Here is a 16274-nt window from a genome sequence, read left to right on the forward strand (position 1 = left end):
ACTTTTAGAAATCGTTACTTTGTTTTTGGTAATACAATACGTTTATTTTCTCTTGATTCTTTATATAAGACGATTGTACCTCCGATTACTTGTACAAGTTCAGCTTTTGCACCTTGCGCAACCTCTTCTGCTACTTCATGACGATCAAATTCGCAGTTTTGTAGTACGCTAACCTTTATCAACTCGCGTACTTCTAGCGCTTCTGCAATTTGTTTTACCATATTTTCATTTACGCCGCCTTTACCAACTTGAAAAATTGGTGTTAAATGATGCGCCTCTGCACGTAAAAATCGTTTTTGTTTTCCTGTTAACATGTATTTAGCCTCCAAGCTTTTTCATTACTATTTGTTTCATTCGTTCTATATTCGGCAATCGTCCCGTCCAAATTTCAAATGCAAGTGCGCCTTGAAAGACAAACATATCAATGCCATTTTGTACAATCGCTCCATGCTCCTTCGCGCAATGCAATAACTTCGTTTCAAACGGATTATAAATAATATCAGATACAATGCTTCCTTTTTTCAAATTTTGAATGCAAAGCGGTGTATCTTCTACATGAGGATGCATCCCTACCGTCGTTGTATGGATGATAATATCATACAATGCTTGTTTATCTGTTGCTTCTTCTAAGGAAAGCGCCAAAGACACGACTTCACTTCTGCAATCTGCAATAAGCTGCTCTGCTTTCCTGACTGTACGATTGGCAATGTCAATCTCTTTCACACCAGCATCTGCAAGTGAATAATAAATCGCACGACACGCACCGCCAGCTCCAAGCAGTAAGATACGTTTGTTCGTCAATGGCTCTTTACTAATAGATTGCAATGAACGAACATACCCTATTCCGTCTGTATTATAGCCAATTAATTTTCCTTCTTTATGAAGCACTGTATTGACCGCACCAATTTGCTTTGCCAAAGGATCAATTTCGTCTAAATGCTGCATAACCGAAACTTTGTGCGGCGTTGTCACATTAAATCCAACAACTCCAAGTGCCTTCAATCCTTTCACCGCTTCGTCTAATTCACTCTCTTGAACAAGAAAAGCATGATAATGCGCATCCATCTCTAAATGAGCAAATGCATCATTATGCATAAGCGGTGATAAGGAATGTCCAATTGGATTTCCAATTACACCATATAATTGTTTCATAAGTCCTCACCACTTTAAATTAATGATCTACGTAATGAAACACTAACTCCTTTTGGTACATGCGCTGCAATTTTCGCACCAGCCTCATTCACTGTCACCCATCCTAAACCTGAAAATACAACATCTGTTTTCGGTTCATGAATGGTAAACTCATACTTCACAAGCTCAGGCATGTTTTCAAGTTCTTCTGGTGTTGGCGGGTTTAACATTTCCCCGGCATGCTTTTCGTACAATGCATCTGCTTTTTCAAGCTTCGTACGATGAATCGTAAGACGATTAGATAAATGACAAGTAAACGAACGACGACCACCACTTATATAATCAAGTCGTGCAAGTCCACCGAAGAATAATGTTTGTTCTTCATTCAATTGGAAGACCATCGGCTTAATTTCTTTTGTTGGCGTAATTATTTTTAAGCTTTGTTTCCCAACGTAATGCGCCATTTGATGATGATTAATAATACCTGGTGTATCATATAAAGATGAAGTTTCATCAAGCGGAATATCAATTAAGTCTAGCGTTGTACCTGGGAAATGTGATGTCGTAATGACATTTTCTGTCTCCTCGCTAAACGTTTTAATAATACGGTTAATAAACGTTGATTTTCCGACATTTGTACATCCAACAACATACACATCTTTTCCATCACGGTATTGTTCAATTGCGCTCGCAAGCTCTTCAATACCTTGACCTTTTGCAGCACTAATTAAGAAAACATCTTCCGGCTTTAAACCAAGTTGCTTTGCACTATAGCGCATCCAATGTGTAAGCTTTTCCTGTTTTACTGATTTTGGAATTAAATCAGCTTTGTTTCCAACAAGAAGTACTTTATTATTCCCAACAAAGCGATGCAGGCCAGGGAGCCAACTTCCACTAAAATCAAAAATGTCAACAATCTTAACAACTAATGCATCAGATTGTCCAATTCCATTTAAAATGCGTAAAAAATCATCGTCTGTTAATGACACATCTTGAATTTCATTGTAATGCTTTAAACGGAAACAACGCTGACAAATGATACTTTCTTTCTCTAACGAGGAAGCAGGTGCATAACCTACTTCATTTTTATTTTCTGTTTGGATGCCAACTCCGCACCCAATACATTTAAATGTCTCAGTCAAACTTTATTCCTCCCAATTAATTAGACCTTTTTTCTTCATACTACGCATAATTCTACGCTCAATTTTTCGATTAAAACGAGTCATAAGTCCATCTGTTTTTGCAACTGGAACAACTAAAATCGTGTGCAGTCCAACACGATTACCTCCAAGTACATCTGTTAATACTTGATCCCCAATTACAACTACTTCTTCGGCACGCAAACTCATTTTCGTTAGCGCTCGTTTAAAAGCACGAACAAGCGGCTTACGTGCACTATGAATAAACGGAATACCAAGTGGATCAGCAAAATCTTTTACACGTTGTTCGTTATTATTCGAAACAACTGTCACTTGAATGCCGTGTTCCTTCATTTTCGCAAACCATTCTTCCAATTGCGGGGTCGCATTCGGACGATCCCATTCAATCAAGGTATTATCTAAATCAGTAATGATTCCTTTTATACCTCGATTTTTCAATTCTTCAGGTTGAATATGATACACATTTTTCACGTATTCATTCGGTAAAAATAAACTCAATTTCTTTCACCTCTTTGAGGAGTTTTATATAGTTCAGCTAAAAGCTACTATCTGCTAAAATTGGATAAAATTTTTCGACAGCATTTTTCGATTATACATCTGTGGATAAACTTGTACACAATTTTCCTCTTGTTATATTCAGCAAATTCGAAAATTATCAACAATTCTTACACATTTTATCCACGGCAGAATGTGGATAACCAACAGATTGTGACATAAGACAATTTTTGGTACATTAAATGAGACAAATTTCCTTTTTCGCAGGAGGTGAACCGCCTTGACGGCGAAACATATGGAACAGTTATCTACTGAATTACTCACTGAGTCTTATTATAAAGCAAAAGAATTAAAATTAAATCCTGACTTCATTTTACTTATTAAACAAGAAATCATTAGACGCTCATTAGAGGACAAGCTGTTAAAATCGTCTTGAGTATATATACAGTAAAACTTCCATAGGTGACATTTAACCGCTTATGATTAGTTGAACGAGATCCCCCAGATACTGCTTTACCTGTAAAAAGAGCCATCTTATAAGACGGCTCTTTTATAATCGAGTTGCAACTTTCTCACCAACACGAACCTCTTGTCCACTAGCTAATGATTGAACGACTTCAACCATACCTTTTTCAAATAATAGCACGACTGTGGAACCAAAGGTAAAATAGGCCATCTCTTCACCTTTTTGCATAGTTTCTCTCTCATGCAACAGTTCAATACTATTTACAAACATTGCACCTACTTTAACAAGCGCCATCCGCTCGCCTTCGCTCTCTATCTCTGTTACAGAGCGATAATTTTTAGATAACGTATCTTTTCCATATTTCATACCTGCTGCATTAACAGGATATGATTTCCTTCCAAGTACAAAGCGCTCTGTAACTGTACCTGAAAGTGGACTATGAATACGATGATAGTGACTCGGGCTTAAATAAATAACCATATATGTACCACCTGCGTAACGCATTGCCCTTTCGTCCGTACCAAGCATGTCTACAATTGAATACTGTTTCCCTTTAATCTCAAACATTTTTGCCTCATCAATGGGACCATGATCTGCAAAAACGCCATCAACCGGACTCACAATAGCAGACTCTTCCGTATCAATTGATCGTTTACCCTCTTTTAATTTACGCGTAAATAATTCATGAAGCGTTTGATACTCTTTTAAACCCTTCTCCATCTCATCTTGTTTAATTTGAAATACCTTCGCATAAGATGGAATAATCATTGAGCTTAAACGAGACTGTGCAAATTTACGCAATATATAGGACGTAAAACGACCGTTTGTAAGTTCAATCATTAATCGATATAACGTACGTCGCAAACTGCGAAACCCCCTACTATGATATATAATGTTGTAATAAGACCCTTACATATAGTTTTTCCTATTCTTGTTTCTATATCATAAATTATTAGCACCTTTTAATATTACAGATAGAACCCATCATTTTCAACCTTGAACATCGATTTATCATAGGAGTTTCATTTTATTTAAATAAAAAAAGTGCCTGCTTTCGAATAAAAGCAAGCACTTTTCTTCTTTAATATTTCCCCTTCTTCTCCTTCTCTGCACGAACAAATTCATGAAACATCTTCATTAACGCCCGCTTCTCAATGCGTGATACATAGCTCCGCGATATACCAAGCGCCTTCGCGATTTCACGCTGCGTTTTCTCTTTCTCCATACCAAGGCCAAATCGGTTCACAATTACTTCTTTTTCACGTTCATCTAATATATCGATGTATTCTTTAATTTTCTCAAGCTCCATACTTAACTGAATCGTATCAATTACATCTTCTGACTCTGATTTTAAAATATCGATTAAGGAAATCTCATTCCCTTCTTTGTCCTGCCCAATTGGGTCATGAAGGGAAACGTCTTTTTTCGTTTTCTTTAATACACGTAAATGCATTAAGATTTCATTTTCAATGCAACGGGCCGCATATGTTGCGAGTTTCGTTCCTTTTCCTTGCGAATAGCTTTCAATTGCCTTAATTAAGCCAATCGTGCCAATGGAAATTAAGTCTTCTGCATCTTCTCCTGTGTTTTCAAATTTCTTCACAATATGTGCCACAAGACGTAAATTATGTTCGATGAGGAGATTTCTTGCGTGCGCATCCCCTTGCTCCATAAGCTCTAAGTACTTCCTTTCCTCATCAGGAGACAACGGCTGTGGAAATGCATTATTTTTGACATATGATACGAAAACAAACATTTCACGAATCATATATCCAATTGCGGCGAACAGACTCAAACTCTTCACCCCCGCAAAAATAGTGGTCTTTACTAAATGTATGTGGGCGTGTGATTGTTTGTGTCTGTACAGATTGATAGACAAAGCGAAAAACATTCCTTATCTACATACAGTCATTTCAAATTTTCCACCAAATTGCTTTTCCTGTGCTCGCATCTATATAGCGAATTTCTCGTCTATTGCTGTAATCCCCATTGTACTCTTCATTGTTTTCTGCTGTTGTTTGACTATAAATAAGTCGATATTGAGGTAGCTCTTGTTCCCTTTCCTCAAACCATCTTAATTCTGCCTGAAGTGATTGACAATAACGCTCTAACGCTTGCTCTTCGCTCACTTTCACTTCCTTGTCATAAGTAAGTAATCTTGGAATAAGACTTTGCGATATGCCGCTATACACTCTTATTTGGCCGGTTTCTCCATCTACAACAACGCGCACCAACTCACTTTCTATTCGAACACCATTTACATATACGTAAAAATGAAAATGTCCTGGCTCTTCTTCATCCGGATCATCTTGATTGCTCCATACACGAAGATGTTGTTCGTAATTTGGAAATACCTTTCCTAAAAATTGCAGTGCTTTTTCAAAACATTGTTCACGGGTTAATACCGGTGTTCCGTGGTGGTTTCCTCGCTCATAATATTCAAGCAGTTCATTTGTTCCTTTGTCCATTTTCACGATAATTGACGTATCATACTTGAACATATGAAACTGTTTCTTACAGTAAGCATCGAAAGATTTGTCATTTTCTTCTGCACCCTCTTGCTTATCTGGTACCTTTGCCCAAATCATTGTCTTCTCTGTTTCTCCCTCTTCTTCGTGCACTTTCTTCATAACGTTCTTATCAATATGAAATAACCGTTCAATATTTGCTTCTAGTTGTGACTTCTCACTTACAACTGGCAATTCTCTTGTTTCAATCACATAATGACTACGATTATGCAAGTCCTCTCCAGTTTGTACATCAATAAAAGCGTGTGAAGGAATCGGTTCATATACAAGATAATAGCCTTCTTCTATTTCGCCATCCTCCCATTCAAACAACAAATTCGAAAGTTGTGTAAAAACAGGCTCCATAGCCTGTCTTTGCTTCAACTGCTTTGTCACAACTTCTTTCTCTACAATAGAACTCGGCCACATTGGTTTTTCCTTTATGCCCTCGTTTCTAAATTTAATAACATTTCCATCTCCATCAACTTCTACTACAAAACCAGTTCGAGGCAACGAATAGCCATTTACTTCCTGCCTATATTCAATTACTACACTCTCATTTCTTTTATTTATATAAATAACCGTACATTCTTTGTATGTATGTGGTGCATGCTGCTGTAAGAATGCATCCGCAATGCGTTTTCCTTCCTCTTTACTTACACTTAGCTGCTTTGGAGCACACTCTTTATGTATTGATAACTCCATTAGCTCTCCTGTTTCTTTTCGTAAACAGACTTGCATATATTCTTCAGGATTCTCCCGTTTCTCCCACCATAATAAATGAGCACCTTCATTTACGTTTTCTTCATCAACAACAAGTGTATAATCATTTGGAATTTCAACAATATGAGCTACCTGCTGCACTCTCTTCCTATCTACTTGATTCATCATGTTCCCCCTATGACAAAAAATATATCTATATCGTATCACAAAATATAGGCAAATTTGGAATTAATAGCATTATTGGAAATCAACTCAAATATACGAACAACTCCACGCTATATATAGTCGCTACTATGCGGGGCAAGATGCTCACGTCTCTCCTTATTTTTTATAAACAAAACAAAAAAGACAATAAGCTGAAACAATTTGTTCATACGAAATTCACATCAATCGATTAGTATAAAGAGTATACAGCGTTTACATACAATAAATCCCATGAAAAAGGAGGGACATCAAATGAAAACACGTTATCGCTTTATGATCTCATCATTCGCAGCATGTGCGTATATGATTTGGTATTTAGTTTAACCAACCCTATTTTCCAAATAAGAAAAAGGTGTGTAGAAAATGGATTATAACCAAACAACCGTTAACTATTGGAAAGCATTTGTATTACCTTATACATTTGCTCTTGAAGAACTGAAAACAAAATTCGAAATTATGAACCGGGAAGCTCAGTTTCTAGAAGACTACAACCCGTTTGAACATATAAAAACACGATTAAAACAACCGAAAAGTATTATTAAAAAGCTAGAACGAAAAAACTTAGCACCAACTGTCGAAAACGCCCATCAACATTTATTCGATATTATCGGTATTCGAATTACATGTTGTTTCGTGGAAGATATTTATTATTTAAAAAAATTGATAGAGAAACGAACAGATATGGAGATCGTGGAAGTTAAAGATTATATAAAAACGCCAAAACCAAACGGCTATAAAAGCCTCCATATGATCATTAAGTATCCATTAGCATTAAATTCAGGAACACAAGATGTTTTTGCAGAAATTCAATTACGTACGTTAGCAATGGATTTCTGGGCAAGTCTAGAACATAAAATGTACTATAAATATGAAGGAAATATCCCTGAGTATTTAAAAAATGAATTACACGATGCTGCGATGAAAGCTGAAGAACTTGACAATAAGATGGCATCTATTCGTCAAGATATCGATGAAATTGGGGCATGTTCCGATCGTATTTTATTACCTGTGTAAAAGAAACTGACTTCAAAAGGCACATAAGTGCCTTTTGAAGTCAGTTCTTTTTTCTGTTATCGACCATTCTTTGCAATATATCGGCGCTTCGACACGATTTAAAGACTACTCGCCGATATCCGACATATAAATAGTCGATTCGCTGAGCTGAATCATACTGAAAAATGAAAGGAGCTGACACGACCTATTCTTCACTTCTACTATTCTTAGTATGTTTTTTATCCTTCCCCAATCACACGCACATCCTCTATTTTCCATACGTCATTTTCTTTCCCTACAGTGTAACGCACTTTCTTTTGAACAGACTCTTCTTTCTCTTTTGTTCTTACAACAGCATACTCCCCATCAAAATTTTCAACATGAAATTCCAATAAGCTGATTGTTTTATTCTTATTTTTAAATTCTGCTACTTTTTGAGCTTTTGTATCCTCCAACCCTAGTGACTTCGTTGAAAAAAGCGCCATATGTCCATCAAAATTTTTCTCATTTATAGTTTGAATATAGGAGTCTATGATCTTTTTAATTGCTTGTTCTTCTTTTTCCGGTATAGGCTTTGTCACCTTTTTATTTTTCTCTTCTTTATAAACTGTTTCTTCTTTTTTCATTGTATCTTGCACTTTTTCTTGTGAGCTGCATCCACATAATTGAAGGCTTATAATCCCTACAGTCCCCAATATCTTTAGCATTCGTTTCATATCTCTCTCCTCCAAAATGAAAAAGAAAAAGCAAGGCAAAGAAGCCCCGCTTTTTCTCCATATTAGCGTCGACCTTTATTTGGGTCACCGCCGCCAATAATATCAAACACACGTTTTGCTAAGTTTGTATTTTCTTGAACGCCCGCAAATAAATATTTTCCTGGTCCAAATGCATAGACACCGACATCTTCACCAGTATGACCCTCTGTTGTCCATCCTGCATAAGTGCGCTTATTAAAGATTGCTTCAATTGCATTATCAATTTTTGTCACATCTTTTGACGATGCAACATCATTTACTGACTTAATTTCTTCTGGTGTTAATTCTAAATCAATATACTTTTTCAATGTTTCTTCAACACTTGCTCCTTTAGCAATTTCAGCCGCCATAAAGTCAGGTGTACGTTTTGCTGCTTTAATTGGCTTTACATCAAAATTGTACTCGCCTTTTGTTCCAAGAGAGAAGCCGCCTGTAGAATGGTCTGCAGTTGCTACAACTAATGTATGTTTATCTTTTTTCGCAAACTCAATTGCTGCCTTAAATGCTTTTTCAAAGTCTTCCATTTCACTCATCGCTGCAACAACATCATTATCATGACCAGCCCAGTCAATTTGGCTACCTTCTACCATTAAGAAGAAACCATTTTTGTTTTTATTTAAACGATTAATCGCTGCATTTGTCATTTCTTCTAAAGAAGGCGCTTTATCATTACGATCAATCATTTTATCGAAACCGCCCGGTGCAAATAAACCAAGAATTTGGTCACTCTTATCATTTAATAATTGCTGACGATCTGTTACATAGCTATAACCATCTTTTTTAAATTCTTCTGTAAGGTTGCGATCTTTTCTTACAAAGTTATTTACACCGCCGCCAAGAAGAACGTCTACTTTGTGCTTACCATTAATTTTCTCATCTAAGTAATCATTTGCAATTGCATCCATATTTTTTCGACTTACATCATGTGCACCGAAAGCTGCTGGTGTTGCATGCGTAATTTCAGAAGTTGCAACTAAACCGGTAGATTTCCCACGTTCTTTCGCTTGCTCTAGTACTGTTTTTACGTTTGTTTTGTCATTATCTACCGCTATCGCTGCATTATATGTTTTAATCCCTGCTGACATTGCAGTAGCCGCAGAAGCTGAATCTGTAATATTTTGATGCTCATCTTCTGGATATGTAACCTGTGTTCCTACAAGGTGTTTATCAAATTCTGTTTGTTCCATTTCAAATGTCTTTGGATTATCCTTCATATAACGATGTGCTGTCATATAAGAAGGTCCCATCCCATCTCCTATTAAGACAATGACATTTTTAATCTTTGCATCATTCTCTTTTTCGTCCGCTTTAATGACATCTGAACGCGTCATATTCCATGTGACAACCGAAGTAAGTGCTAACGATGAAACAACTGCAAATGGCCATGCTTTCTTCATAAATTTTTTCACTTTACAAATCCCCCTAATTAGTTAATTCAATCCCCATTACCCAATGTAAGGGAAAACTGTTAAGCTAAAATGAGAAAAATGTAAATGTTTTGTTAATTGTTGGTGATTATCGTTAAAATGTGCATTTCTTTGTCGTTTTATTTCTTGACCTAGCATTATTTTTTCACCTGAAACGGAATGTTTTAGATTCATATGCTAAAATGTATTAGCACATGGAAATATAAGGGGGATAATATATGAAAGTAAAAATACTAAATCAATCTGATATTTCACAGCTGTTATCTCTTTGTGATGCTGTAGGATGGTTACACGATGCTTCATTTATGATGGAACAATTCAAAACATACCTTTCCGTCGGTAATGTATTTGGTCATGATAACGAAGGGCAGCTCGTCTCTTGTATTGCTGTTTTTCCATATAAAATGGGATTTACTTCTCTTGGTATGCTTATTGTGCATCCAGATTTTCAGCGCCGGGGATTAGGACGTTCTTTACTAGACATTTGTATAAAAAATGCGCCCCCATTACAACCTATTACACTCATTGCAACGGATGCTGGTGCGCCTTTATATCATAGATATGGATTCCATACAGTTACTTCTATTCATCGATTGGAACGAAATAGGACAACAGCAAAACTGGGTTCCTTTGCTACTCGTACAATCACAAGTCAGGATCTTAACACACTCATTCAACTCGATTACAAAGCAAGCGGTGCTCATCGCCCCAATCTATATTCAATTCTATTACATAGAGCACACCTTGCCTTAAAACTCGAAAGAAATGATAGACTGGAAGCTTTCGCGTTATGTATTCGAAAAGGTGATACGTTATGTGTTACTCCCCTAATTGCTAGCAACGAAGAGGATGCCTTTCATTTACTGCTATCCATATGTAATCATTGGAATGGAACAGTTCGTATTGATGTTCCACATGCGCAAAAAAGCTTTAGAGATAAACTGTTATCATTTGAGTTTAAAGAAACGCTGCTTTCTCCTTTCATGATAAAAAACGGAGAAACCCTTCCTGGTAAGCGCGATTTTATATATGCCATGATGGATGCAGCACTATGCTAGAAAGGGGAAAACATTTTGAAACGATGGAAGCTTTACATGCTCAGCTGCTTTGTGCTCACAACATTAACGAGCTGCAGTACAATTGAAAAACAAACAGAAAAAGCAACGCACGTAAAAGAAACATTTGAAGCAAAATTTGAAACGAAAGAAAAAATGTTGGAGATTGATGGACAAACTATTTACTTTAAACAAATCGGTAAAAATAAACCACCTTTACTTATGCTTCATGGCTTTGGAGGTTCATCAAATGGGTTTAGTGATATTTATCCCGATCTAGCAAAAAACCATACCGTTATCGCTGTCGATATTTTAGGTTTCGGTCATTCTTCAAAACCGATGGATTTTCGCTACTCCTTTCCAAACCAAGCAAACTTATATTATAAATTAATGAAAAAATTAGGCTATGATACATTTGCTATATTAGGACACTCTATGGGCGGAGAAATTTCTTTAAATTTAACGTACTTATATCCAGATGCAGTAACCCACCTTATTTTAACCGATGCAATAGGAGCAGAAACTTTACAACACGGGAAAGGATCTCCAAAACCAAAATTATCAAATGATTTAAGTACAGTCTCTACTCCGAAAGAGTTTCACGAAGAAGAGGTAAAGAACAATCGTGACGATACAACACACCATGATGAACTCGGCAAAATGTGGCCGCGTCGTTTACGCATTAACGCTGATGAAATTCAACTACCAACGTTACTTATTTGGGGAAGACACGATCAAAGCGTTGCCTGGCAAAAAGGCGAAACGTATCATCAATTCTTAAAAAACAGTACATTTCATATTATTGAAGAAGGCGAACATGCACCGTTTCGTCAACAGCCGAAAGAGTTTATGCAGTATGTTGATGAATTTTTCAAACAACACCCTAATACTAAATAACAGACATCAAACATATACCTACAAGAGAAACGTGCTAATTTAAATTAGCACGTTTCTCTTGTAGGTATATAATTGAAATGTCCTCGTTTCATCATCTAACAATTTCGCTTCTTCAAATGCAGCATGAATCGTTTGTTTATGATTTATCATTTCATAAAACAAACGGATCAAGAACATTAGCGCAGCATTCCCATCTACATAATCGGTTGAACCTATATATACGTTCGCACCGCTATTTAAAAATGCTTCTGCTAGTGCTTTATCCCCTAGTGTACATCCACTGTTTATAACATTTCTATGATGTAATCTCGCATACCGCTTCACTTCTGTTACACCAAAATTACCTTTTGGTTCATTCTCCTCATACACATCTTCCCCGAGCTCATCCATGATGAACTCTCCTTCATCGCCATGAAAACATAGCACAATATACTCCATATCCCCATATAAATTTTCTCCGGAAAGAACATCGATAAAATCCTTTGGCCTCCCAATATAATATGTCACCACTCTTGCTCCAAAATACTCAAGAGCTTCTCGGAGCGCTTGACCTTCCTTACCAGAATCATAACCAATTACTAATGCAACATTCATTAAAATCCCCCCATACCTTATAGTTTTATCTCATATACCCCGGTCTCCTCTAAAAAATCTTCTCTCGTCAACACTTGGTTCATCACATATTGCCTATATGCTGTAATCGTTCCGTCATGAGACACGATTACCACACGTGATGTTTCTAACGTTTTACACCATTCTATGAAACTATGAGCACCTGTACAAAATGCAGGCTCTGCAATCGTATTAATTCCATTTCTCCATAACTCGTCATTCTGTTCTTCTGCTAATAAATATTGCGAAAATAACTGCCGAACATCCTTTTGACTTAACATCTTATCACAAGGCAACGTTCGTGCTCCTTCTCGGTATGGAAAAATGCGTGGTGAAATATACGGATGAACAACTCTCCTACAATCAACTTTCTCACTCCATAGCGTAGCTGTCTGCAATGTTCGAACTACCGGACTTACAATCAATGCATCACTCTCATGTAAAGGAAGTTTTTCTCGCAATGCTAATGCCTGTTCTCTCCCTTTATCTGTAAGAGATGGATGATCCATTCGCAAACTATTTGGCAGATTATTTGTATGCGCTCCTTCTCCGTGCCTTACAAAAATAAGATTCATATAAAAATCCCTTTCTCGTATTGAAATGAAATCTCTTCTCCATTGTTATCCTTCTCCTCTTTACAAAAAAAACCTCTCTTTATGTAAAAGAAAGGATCAACGTATATATAAATTTAAGGGGGAACCATAGTAAGATCGTTCCATTCTTACAGGAGTTCAACATCTCTCCAGCGAATGTAATACGTTACATAAAATAGAAATGAGTGATAACAATGATTCGCGAGATTACAGAAGCAGAGGCAGCTCCTTTTTTGAAACTATGCCAAATTATTGATCAAGAAACAGATTTTATGTTATTTGAGCCTTATGAGCGAAACTTTACGATTGAGAAGCAAAAATCTATGATTCAATCTCTTCTCTCTCCGTACAATTCAACACTCCTAGTAGCTGAGAAAGATGAGCAACTTGTTGGTTATATAATCGCGCGCGGCGGAGCAGTAAGGCGAAAGCAACATGCCGCATATTTAGTCATTGGCGTACTTCAAGAGTATACAGGTCAAGGAATCGGCAAACAATTACTTCATGAAATTGAGCAGTGGGCCCGCACACAACAATTACTGCGTCTAGAATTAACAGTCATGTCTCATAATGAAAGAGCGATTGCGTTATATAAAAAGATGGGATTTGTTATTGAAGGCGAAGCAGTGCATGGTGTGATTGTTGATGGACAGCCAAGAAATGAATATTATATGGCGAAAAATCTATGACAAACTATACACTCTTCTAATATGCGTCTCTGCAAACAGAGACCGCATATTTTATTCTTTTACCGATACAACATGTTCCCAATCTCGTTTCTCATAATAATTTGCTGCTTCGTCTATATTGTGAATCCATTTTCTCGCCTGTGAACCGTCTGCATTGGCAATCCACATATCAGCTTGCTCTCCGTTAGAGCGTATCCATAGGATTTGATCTGTGTGTGTAATATAGTATGGATAATAATCTCCGTATCCTTTTGATGGGGTCGTTATTTGAAGTTGCTGTGCATTCGTAACATTGATTTGATATAGTGAAGGCTTAGGACGTTGTTTTGGATCATTGGACCACTTTGCTTCCTTTGCTCTGGAAATTGTAATCAAAATATTATTGTTCCAAATAAAATCCCAATCAACATAACCTTTTGGAGTGAAAGTAATCTGCCTAAAAGCAGGAAGTTCTTTTAATTTTAAATGTTTATTTTCGACGATAAAGCGCCCTTCTCCTTCTATGTATGCAAGAATATTTTTTGACGGAGCCCATTGAAACCATTTTGGTTGAATCAACATATGATCAACTGCTTCAAACCGACTTCCATCTGCTCCGATTATACATAAAGTATTACTATCCATTGACCAAGAAGCAGTTGGTGTTGCTAGAAAGGAAATCCATTTTCTATTAGGTGACCATTGGAATAAACTTGCTACAATTGCAAAAAATTGTGGTGATTCTTTCGGTAAGGTGTAAAAATGTTTAATCTTACTTCGATCTAAATTTGCATGAAGTGGTACTTGAAATAACTCAGCACCTGTCCATCCTGTTGGTAGTAAATGAGACATAGAAGAAACGAGAAATTTCTTCCCATCAGGATACCAGCCATAATCTCCAACCCCAACTGATACATTCTCAAACCCCTTTTTTGGTTTTTCTACATCGTATATATTCAAAACACCATCAAATTGAAAGGCAATAATGTTTTGCTTTGGTGACCATTGATAGTTTGTTGCATCCGCTCGGAAAGGTGTCACCTTTTTCCCATCTGAGATTTGGTATAATTCAAGCTGGTTTGCATCTTTCCCTTTTGCATAAGCAAGCCACTTTCCATCATATGACCACTTCGGATTCACAATATGTTCTCCTTTTGTTACCTGCTTTTCTTCTCCATCTATTTTTATCCATAAGTTATCATTACGAATAAAAGCAACTTGTACTGGCACACTTTCCGCATAACTACTTGAAACCGCGCTAAAGAAAACACAAACAAATATGAAAAACTGAAACATACTCTTAAGCATATGAATACCTCACTTTATAAGCTTTGCAATTCTCTGCAATCCCAAAACTTAGAAATATAAGATGACTAAAAAAACATCCATATACACTACATTTTATTTTCCACCATAGCAATGCAGTAATAATGAATACTCCCCCACTTAGCAAAACTTGAAGTGAGGGTTTCTAACGTTTCGACCTAACGGACGATTAACGTCAGTGGAGTTAACACACTAGCGAGCTGTTCCACGCCTAACCCCTCTATCCCGTTTGTCCATGCATTCGGGACTACTTTTCGTAAAATATTAGCCGCAGCATTTACATCTGCGTTGATTCCGATTCCTTTCGCAGAACGATACATACCACGCTTCATTCGTTTGCCTGAAAAAGTTGCATTTTGGTCATTTGTTCCATACGTTGGAATAAAGTCATGATCTAGAAAACTTGCTTTTGATGTGTAAGATTCCTCGACTACAACAACTTGAATACCTACCGCACTCGCTTTGTATGTAATCATTTGAATCAATAAACTATGCGGGATATGGCAAAATGTTTGGTTATTTTTCTTTCCCATATCAGTTTCTTGTTTCCAACTTTTATTTTGACCAATAACGATTTTGCAAACTTCCTCTTCTTGAGCTAGTTTTACAATATAATGACTCGCTTTATGGAAGATGTCTTTTATTTTCAGGTAACGCTTTTGATGAAGTTTTTCTATTCTTTTAGAAGTAAAAGACCCTTCATCTGTTTGTTTACCTTGCCTTAAAACACTTGTAAAATGGCTCTTCATTTTATTGTAATATTGATTTATGCTTTTGATATGTTTGCCCTTAACAAGTACAGGCTTTATGCCTGTGTTTGTTACGATGGTTGCAAGGTTATCAATCCCTAAATCAATACTCATATAACGACCATTCTCTTCAACGGATTGTTGTTCTGAAGGAACATCCATCACTAACTCCACCACATATCCATTGTATTTTGGGATAACACGAACTTGCTTCAGTTTACCTTCAGTAAACCCCAATTTCCCAATATTCAATTGCAATTTTGTCTTTGGAAACTTTAAAAACTTATCATTTTTAATGACACAATCTTGATTTGTATACAAGATTTCCTTTTCAGAAGAACGAATATACTTTGGAATTCTAGGTTTTCCAGTATATTTGTTGGGATTCTTTTTATAATTTTTTAAACTAGCAAAAAAAGACTTCCAATTTTGAAATACATTTTTCATGATGGATTGACTAGATTGCGTAGACAAAGCACGATAATCTTTCTGAATCATCGCTTTAAATAATGC

General features: G+C 36.5%; 18 protein-coding genes. 5 read left to right on the plus strand and 13 right to left on the minus strand.

Annotation, left to right across the window (positions count from 1 at the left end; genetic code table 11):
• Positions 1-14: 14 nt before the first annotated feature.
• Genes yhbY through BM211_RS08175 form a run of 4 tightly spaced genes read right to left on the minus strand, consistent with a single transcriptional unit; the run spans position 15 to position 2789 of the window.
• A complete protein-coding gene (yhbY, locus tag BM211_RS08160; RefSeq protein WP_035429866.1) occupies positions 15-314 on the minus strand; it encodes a ribosome assembly RNA-binding protein YhbY in 300 nt (99 codons plus the stop codon).
• A gap of 4 nt (positions 315-318) precedes the next feature.
• Positions 319-1152 (minus strand): shikimate dehydrogenase, encoded by an 834-nt coding sequence (gene aroE, locus BM211_RS08165; RefSeq protein WP_090996231.1) that lies wholly within the window; start codon positions 1150-1152, stop codon positions 319-321.
• Between the two features lie 14 nt (positions 1153-1166).
• Positions 1167-2273, minus strand: coding sequence for a ribosome biogenesis GTPase YqeH (gene yqeH / locus BM211_RS08170; RefSeq protein ID WP_035429872.1), 1107 nt, complete (start codon positions 2271-2273; stop codon positions 1167-1169).
• 3 nt (positions 2274-2276) lie between these two features.
• Complete coding sequence (locus BM211_RS08175; protein ID WP_035429874.1) at positions 2277-2789, minus strand: YqeG family HAD IIIA-type phosphatase; 513 nt, start codon at positions 2787-2789, stop codon at positions 2277-2279.
• Positions 2790-3066: 277 nt separating this feature from the next.
• On the opposite strand from BM211_RS08175, the gene BM211_RS08180 reads away from it, so the two are divergent.
• A complete protein-coding gene (locus tag BM211_RS08180) occupies positions 3067-3222 on the plus strand; it encodes a sporulation histidine kinase inhibitor Sda (RefSeq protein ID WP_139207688.1) in 156 nt (51 codons plus the stop codon).
• 114 nt (positions 3223-3336) lie between these two features.
• On the opposite strand, the gene BM211_RS08185 is transcribed toward BM211_RS08180, so the two are convergent.
• From BM211_RS08185 to BM211_RS08195, 3 genes are all read right to left on the minus strand, one after another.
• Positions 3337-4116, minus strand: coding sequence for a phosphatidylserine decarboxylase (locus BM211_RS08185; protein ID WP_090996234.1), 780 nt, complete (start codon positions 4114-4116; stop codon positions 3337-3339).
• Between the two features lie 217 nt (positions 4117-4333).
• Complete coding sequence (gene sigK, locus BM211_RS08190) at positions 4334-5047, minus strand: RNA polymerase sporulation sigma factor SigK (RefSeq protein WP_035429877.1); 714 nt, start codon at positions 5045-5047, stop codon at positions 4334-4336.
• A 118-nt stretch (positions 5048-5165) separates the two neighbouring features.
• On the minus strand, positions 5166-6647 hold the full coding sequence (locus tag BM211_RS08195) for a YcdB/YcdC domain-containing protein (RefSeq protein ID WP_051957200.1): 1482 nt from the start codon (positions 6645-6647) through the stop codon (positions 5166-5168).
• A 402-nt stretch (positions 6648-7049) separates the two neighbouring features.
• Here BM211_RS08195 and BM211_RS08200 point away from each other — a divergent pair, with 402 nt between their 5' ends.
• On the plus strand, positions 7050-7700 hold the full coding sequence (locus tag BM211_RS08200) for a GTP pyrophosphokinase (protein WP_035429882.1): 651 nt from the start codon (positions 7050-7052) through the stop codon (positions 7698-7700).
• Between the two features lie 218 nt (positions 7701-7918).
• Here the strand turns inward: BM211_RS08200 and BM211_RS08205 are convergent, their stop codons facing one another.
• Together BM211_RS08205 and BM211_RS08210 are read right to left on the minus strand one after the other, a co-directional pair.
• Positions 7919-8305 (minus strand): Cif family virulence factor, encoded by a 387-nt coding sequence (locus tag BM211_RS08205; RefSeq protein ID WP_231559656.1) that lies wholly within the window; start codon positions 8303-8305, stop codon positions 7919-7921.
• A gap of 152 nt (positions 8306-8457) precedes the next feature.
• Positions 8458-9843, minus strand: coding sequence for an alkaline phosphatase (locus tag BM211_RS08210; RefSeq protein WP_035429887.1), 1386 nt, complete (start codon positions 9841-9843; stop codon positions 8458-8460).
• Between the two features lie 236 nt (positions 9844-10079).
• Here BM211_RS08210 and BM211_RS08215 point away from each other — a divergent pair, with 236 nt between their 5' ends.
• Both BM211_RS08215 and BM211_RS08220 read left to right on the plus strand, forming a co-directional pair.
• A complete protein-coding gene (locus tag BM211_RS08215) occupies positions 10080-10919 on the plus strand; it encodes a GNAT family N-acetyltransferase (RefSeq protein ID WP_035429889.1) in 840 nt (279 codons plus the stop codon).
• Between the two features lie 15 nt (positions 10920-10934).
• Positions 10935-11813 carry an alpha/beta fold hydrolase gene (locus tag BM211_RS08220; RefSeq protein WP_035429892.1) on the plus strand — a complete coding sequence of 293 codons (879 nt, stop codon included), beginning with the start codon at positions 10935-10937 and terminating at the stop codon, positions 11811-11813.
• A gap of 39 nt (positions 11814-11852) precedes the next feature.
• On the opposite strand, the gene BM211_RS08225 is transcribed toward BM211_RS08220, so the two are convergent.
• Both BM211_RS08225 and BM211_RS08230 read right to left on the minus strand, forming a co-directional pair.
• Positions 11853-12407 carry a delta-aminolevulinic acid dehydratase gene (locus BM211_RS08225; RefSeq protein WP_090996237.1) on the minus strand — a complete coding sequence of 185 codons (555 nt, stop codon included), beginning with the start codon at positions 12405-12407 and terminating at the stop codon, positions 11853-11855.
• 17 nt (positions 12408-12424) lie between these two features.
• Positions 12425-13000, minus strand: coding sequence for a histidine phosphatase family protein (locus tag BM211_RS08230; RefSeq protein WP_090996240.1), 576 nt, complete (start codon positions 12998-13000; stop codon positions 12425-12427).
• 212 nt (positions 13001-13212) lie between these two features.
• Between BM211_RS08230 and BM211_RS08235 the strand changes: the two genes are divergently transcribed.
• Positions 13213-13707: a GNAT family N-acetyltransferase gene (locus tag BM211_RS08235; RefSeq protein WP_090996243.1), complete on the plus strand. Its 495-nt coding sequence runs from the start codon at positions 13213-13215 to the stop codon at positions 13705-13707.
• Positions 13708-13758: 51 nt separating this feature from the next.
• Here BM211_RS08235 and BM211_RS08240 read toward each other — a convergent pair whose 3' ends face one another.
• Both BM211_RS08240 and BM211_RS08245 read right to left on the minus strand, forming a co-directional pair.
• Entirely contained in the window at positions 13759-14994 is a 1236-nt protein-coding gene (locus tag BM211_RS08240) for a TolB family protein (RefSeq protein ID WP_090996246.1), read from the minus strand.
• A 176-nt stretch (positions 14995-15170) separates the two neighbouring features.
• The coding region (locus tag BM211_RS08245) for an RNA-guided endonuclease InsQ/TnpB family protein (protein WP_090996258.1) at positions 15171-16274 on the minus strand (1104 nt) is incomplete at its 5' end.

Source organism: Bacillus sp. 491mf (genome assembly GCF_900112415.1).
Taxonomy (GTDB): domain Bacteria; phylum Bacillota; class Bacilli; order Bacillales; family Bacillaceae_G; genus Bacillus_A.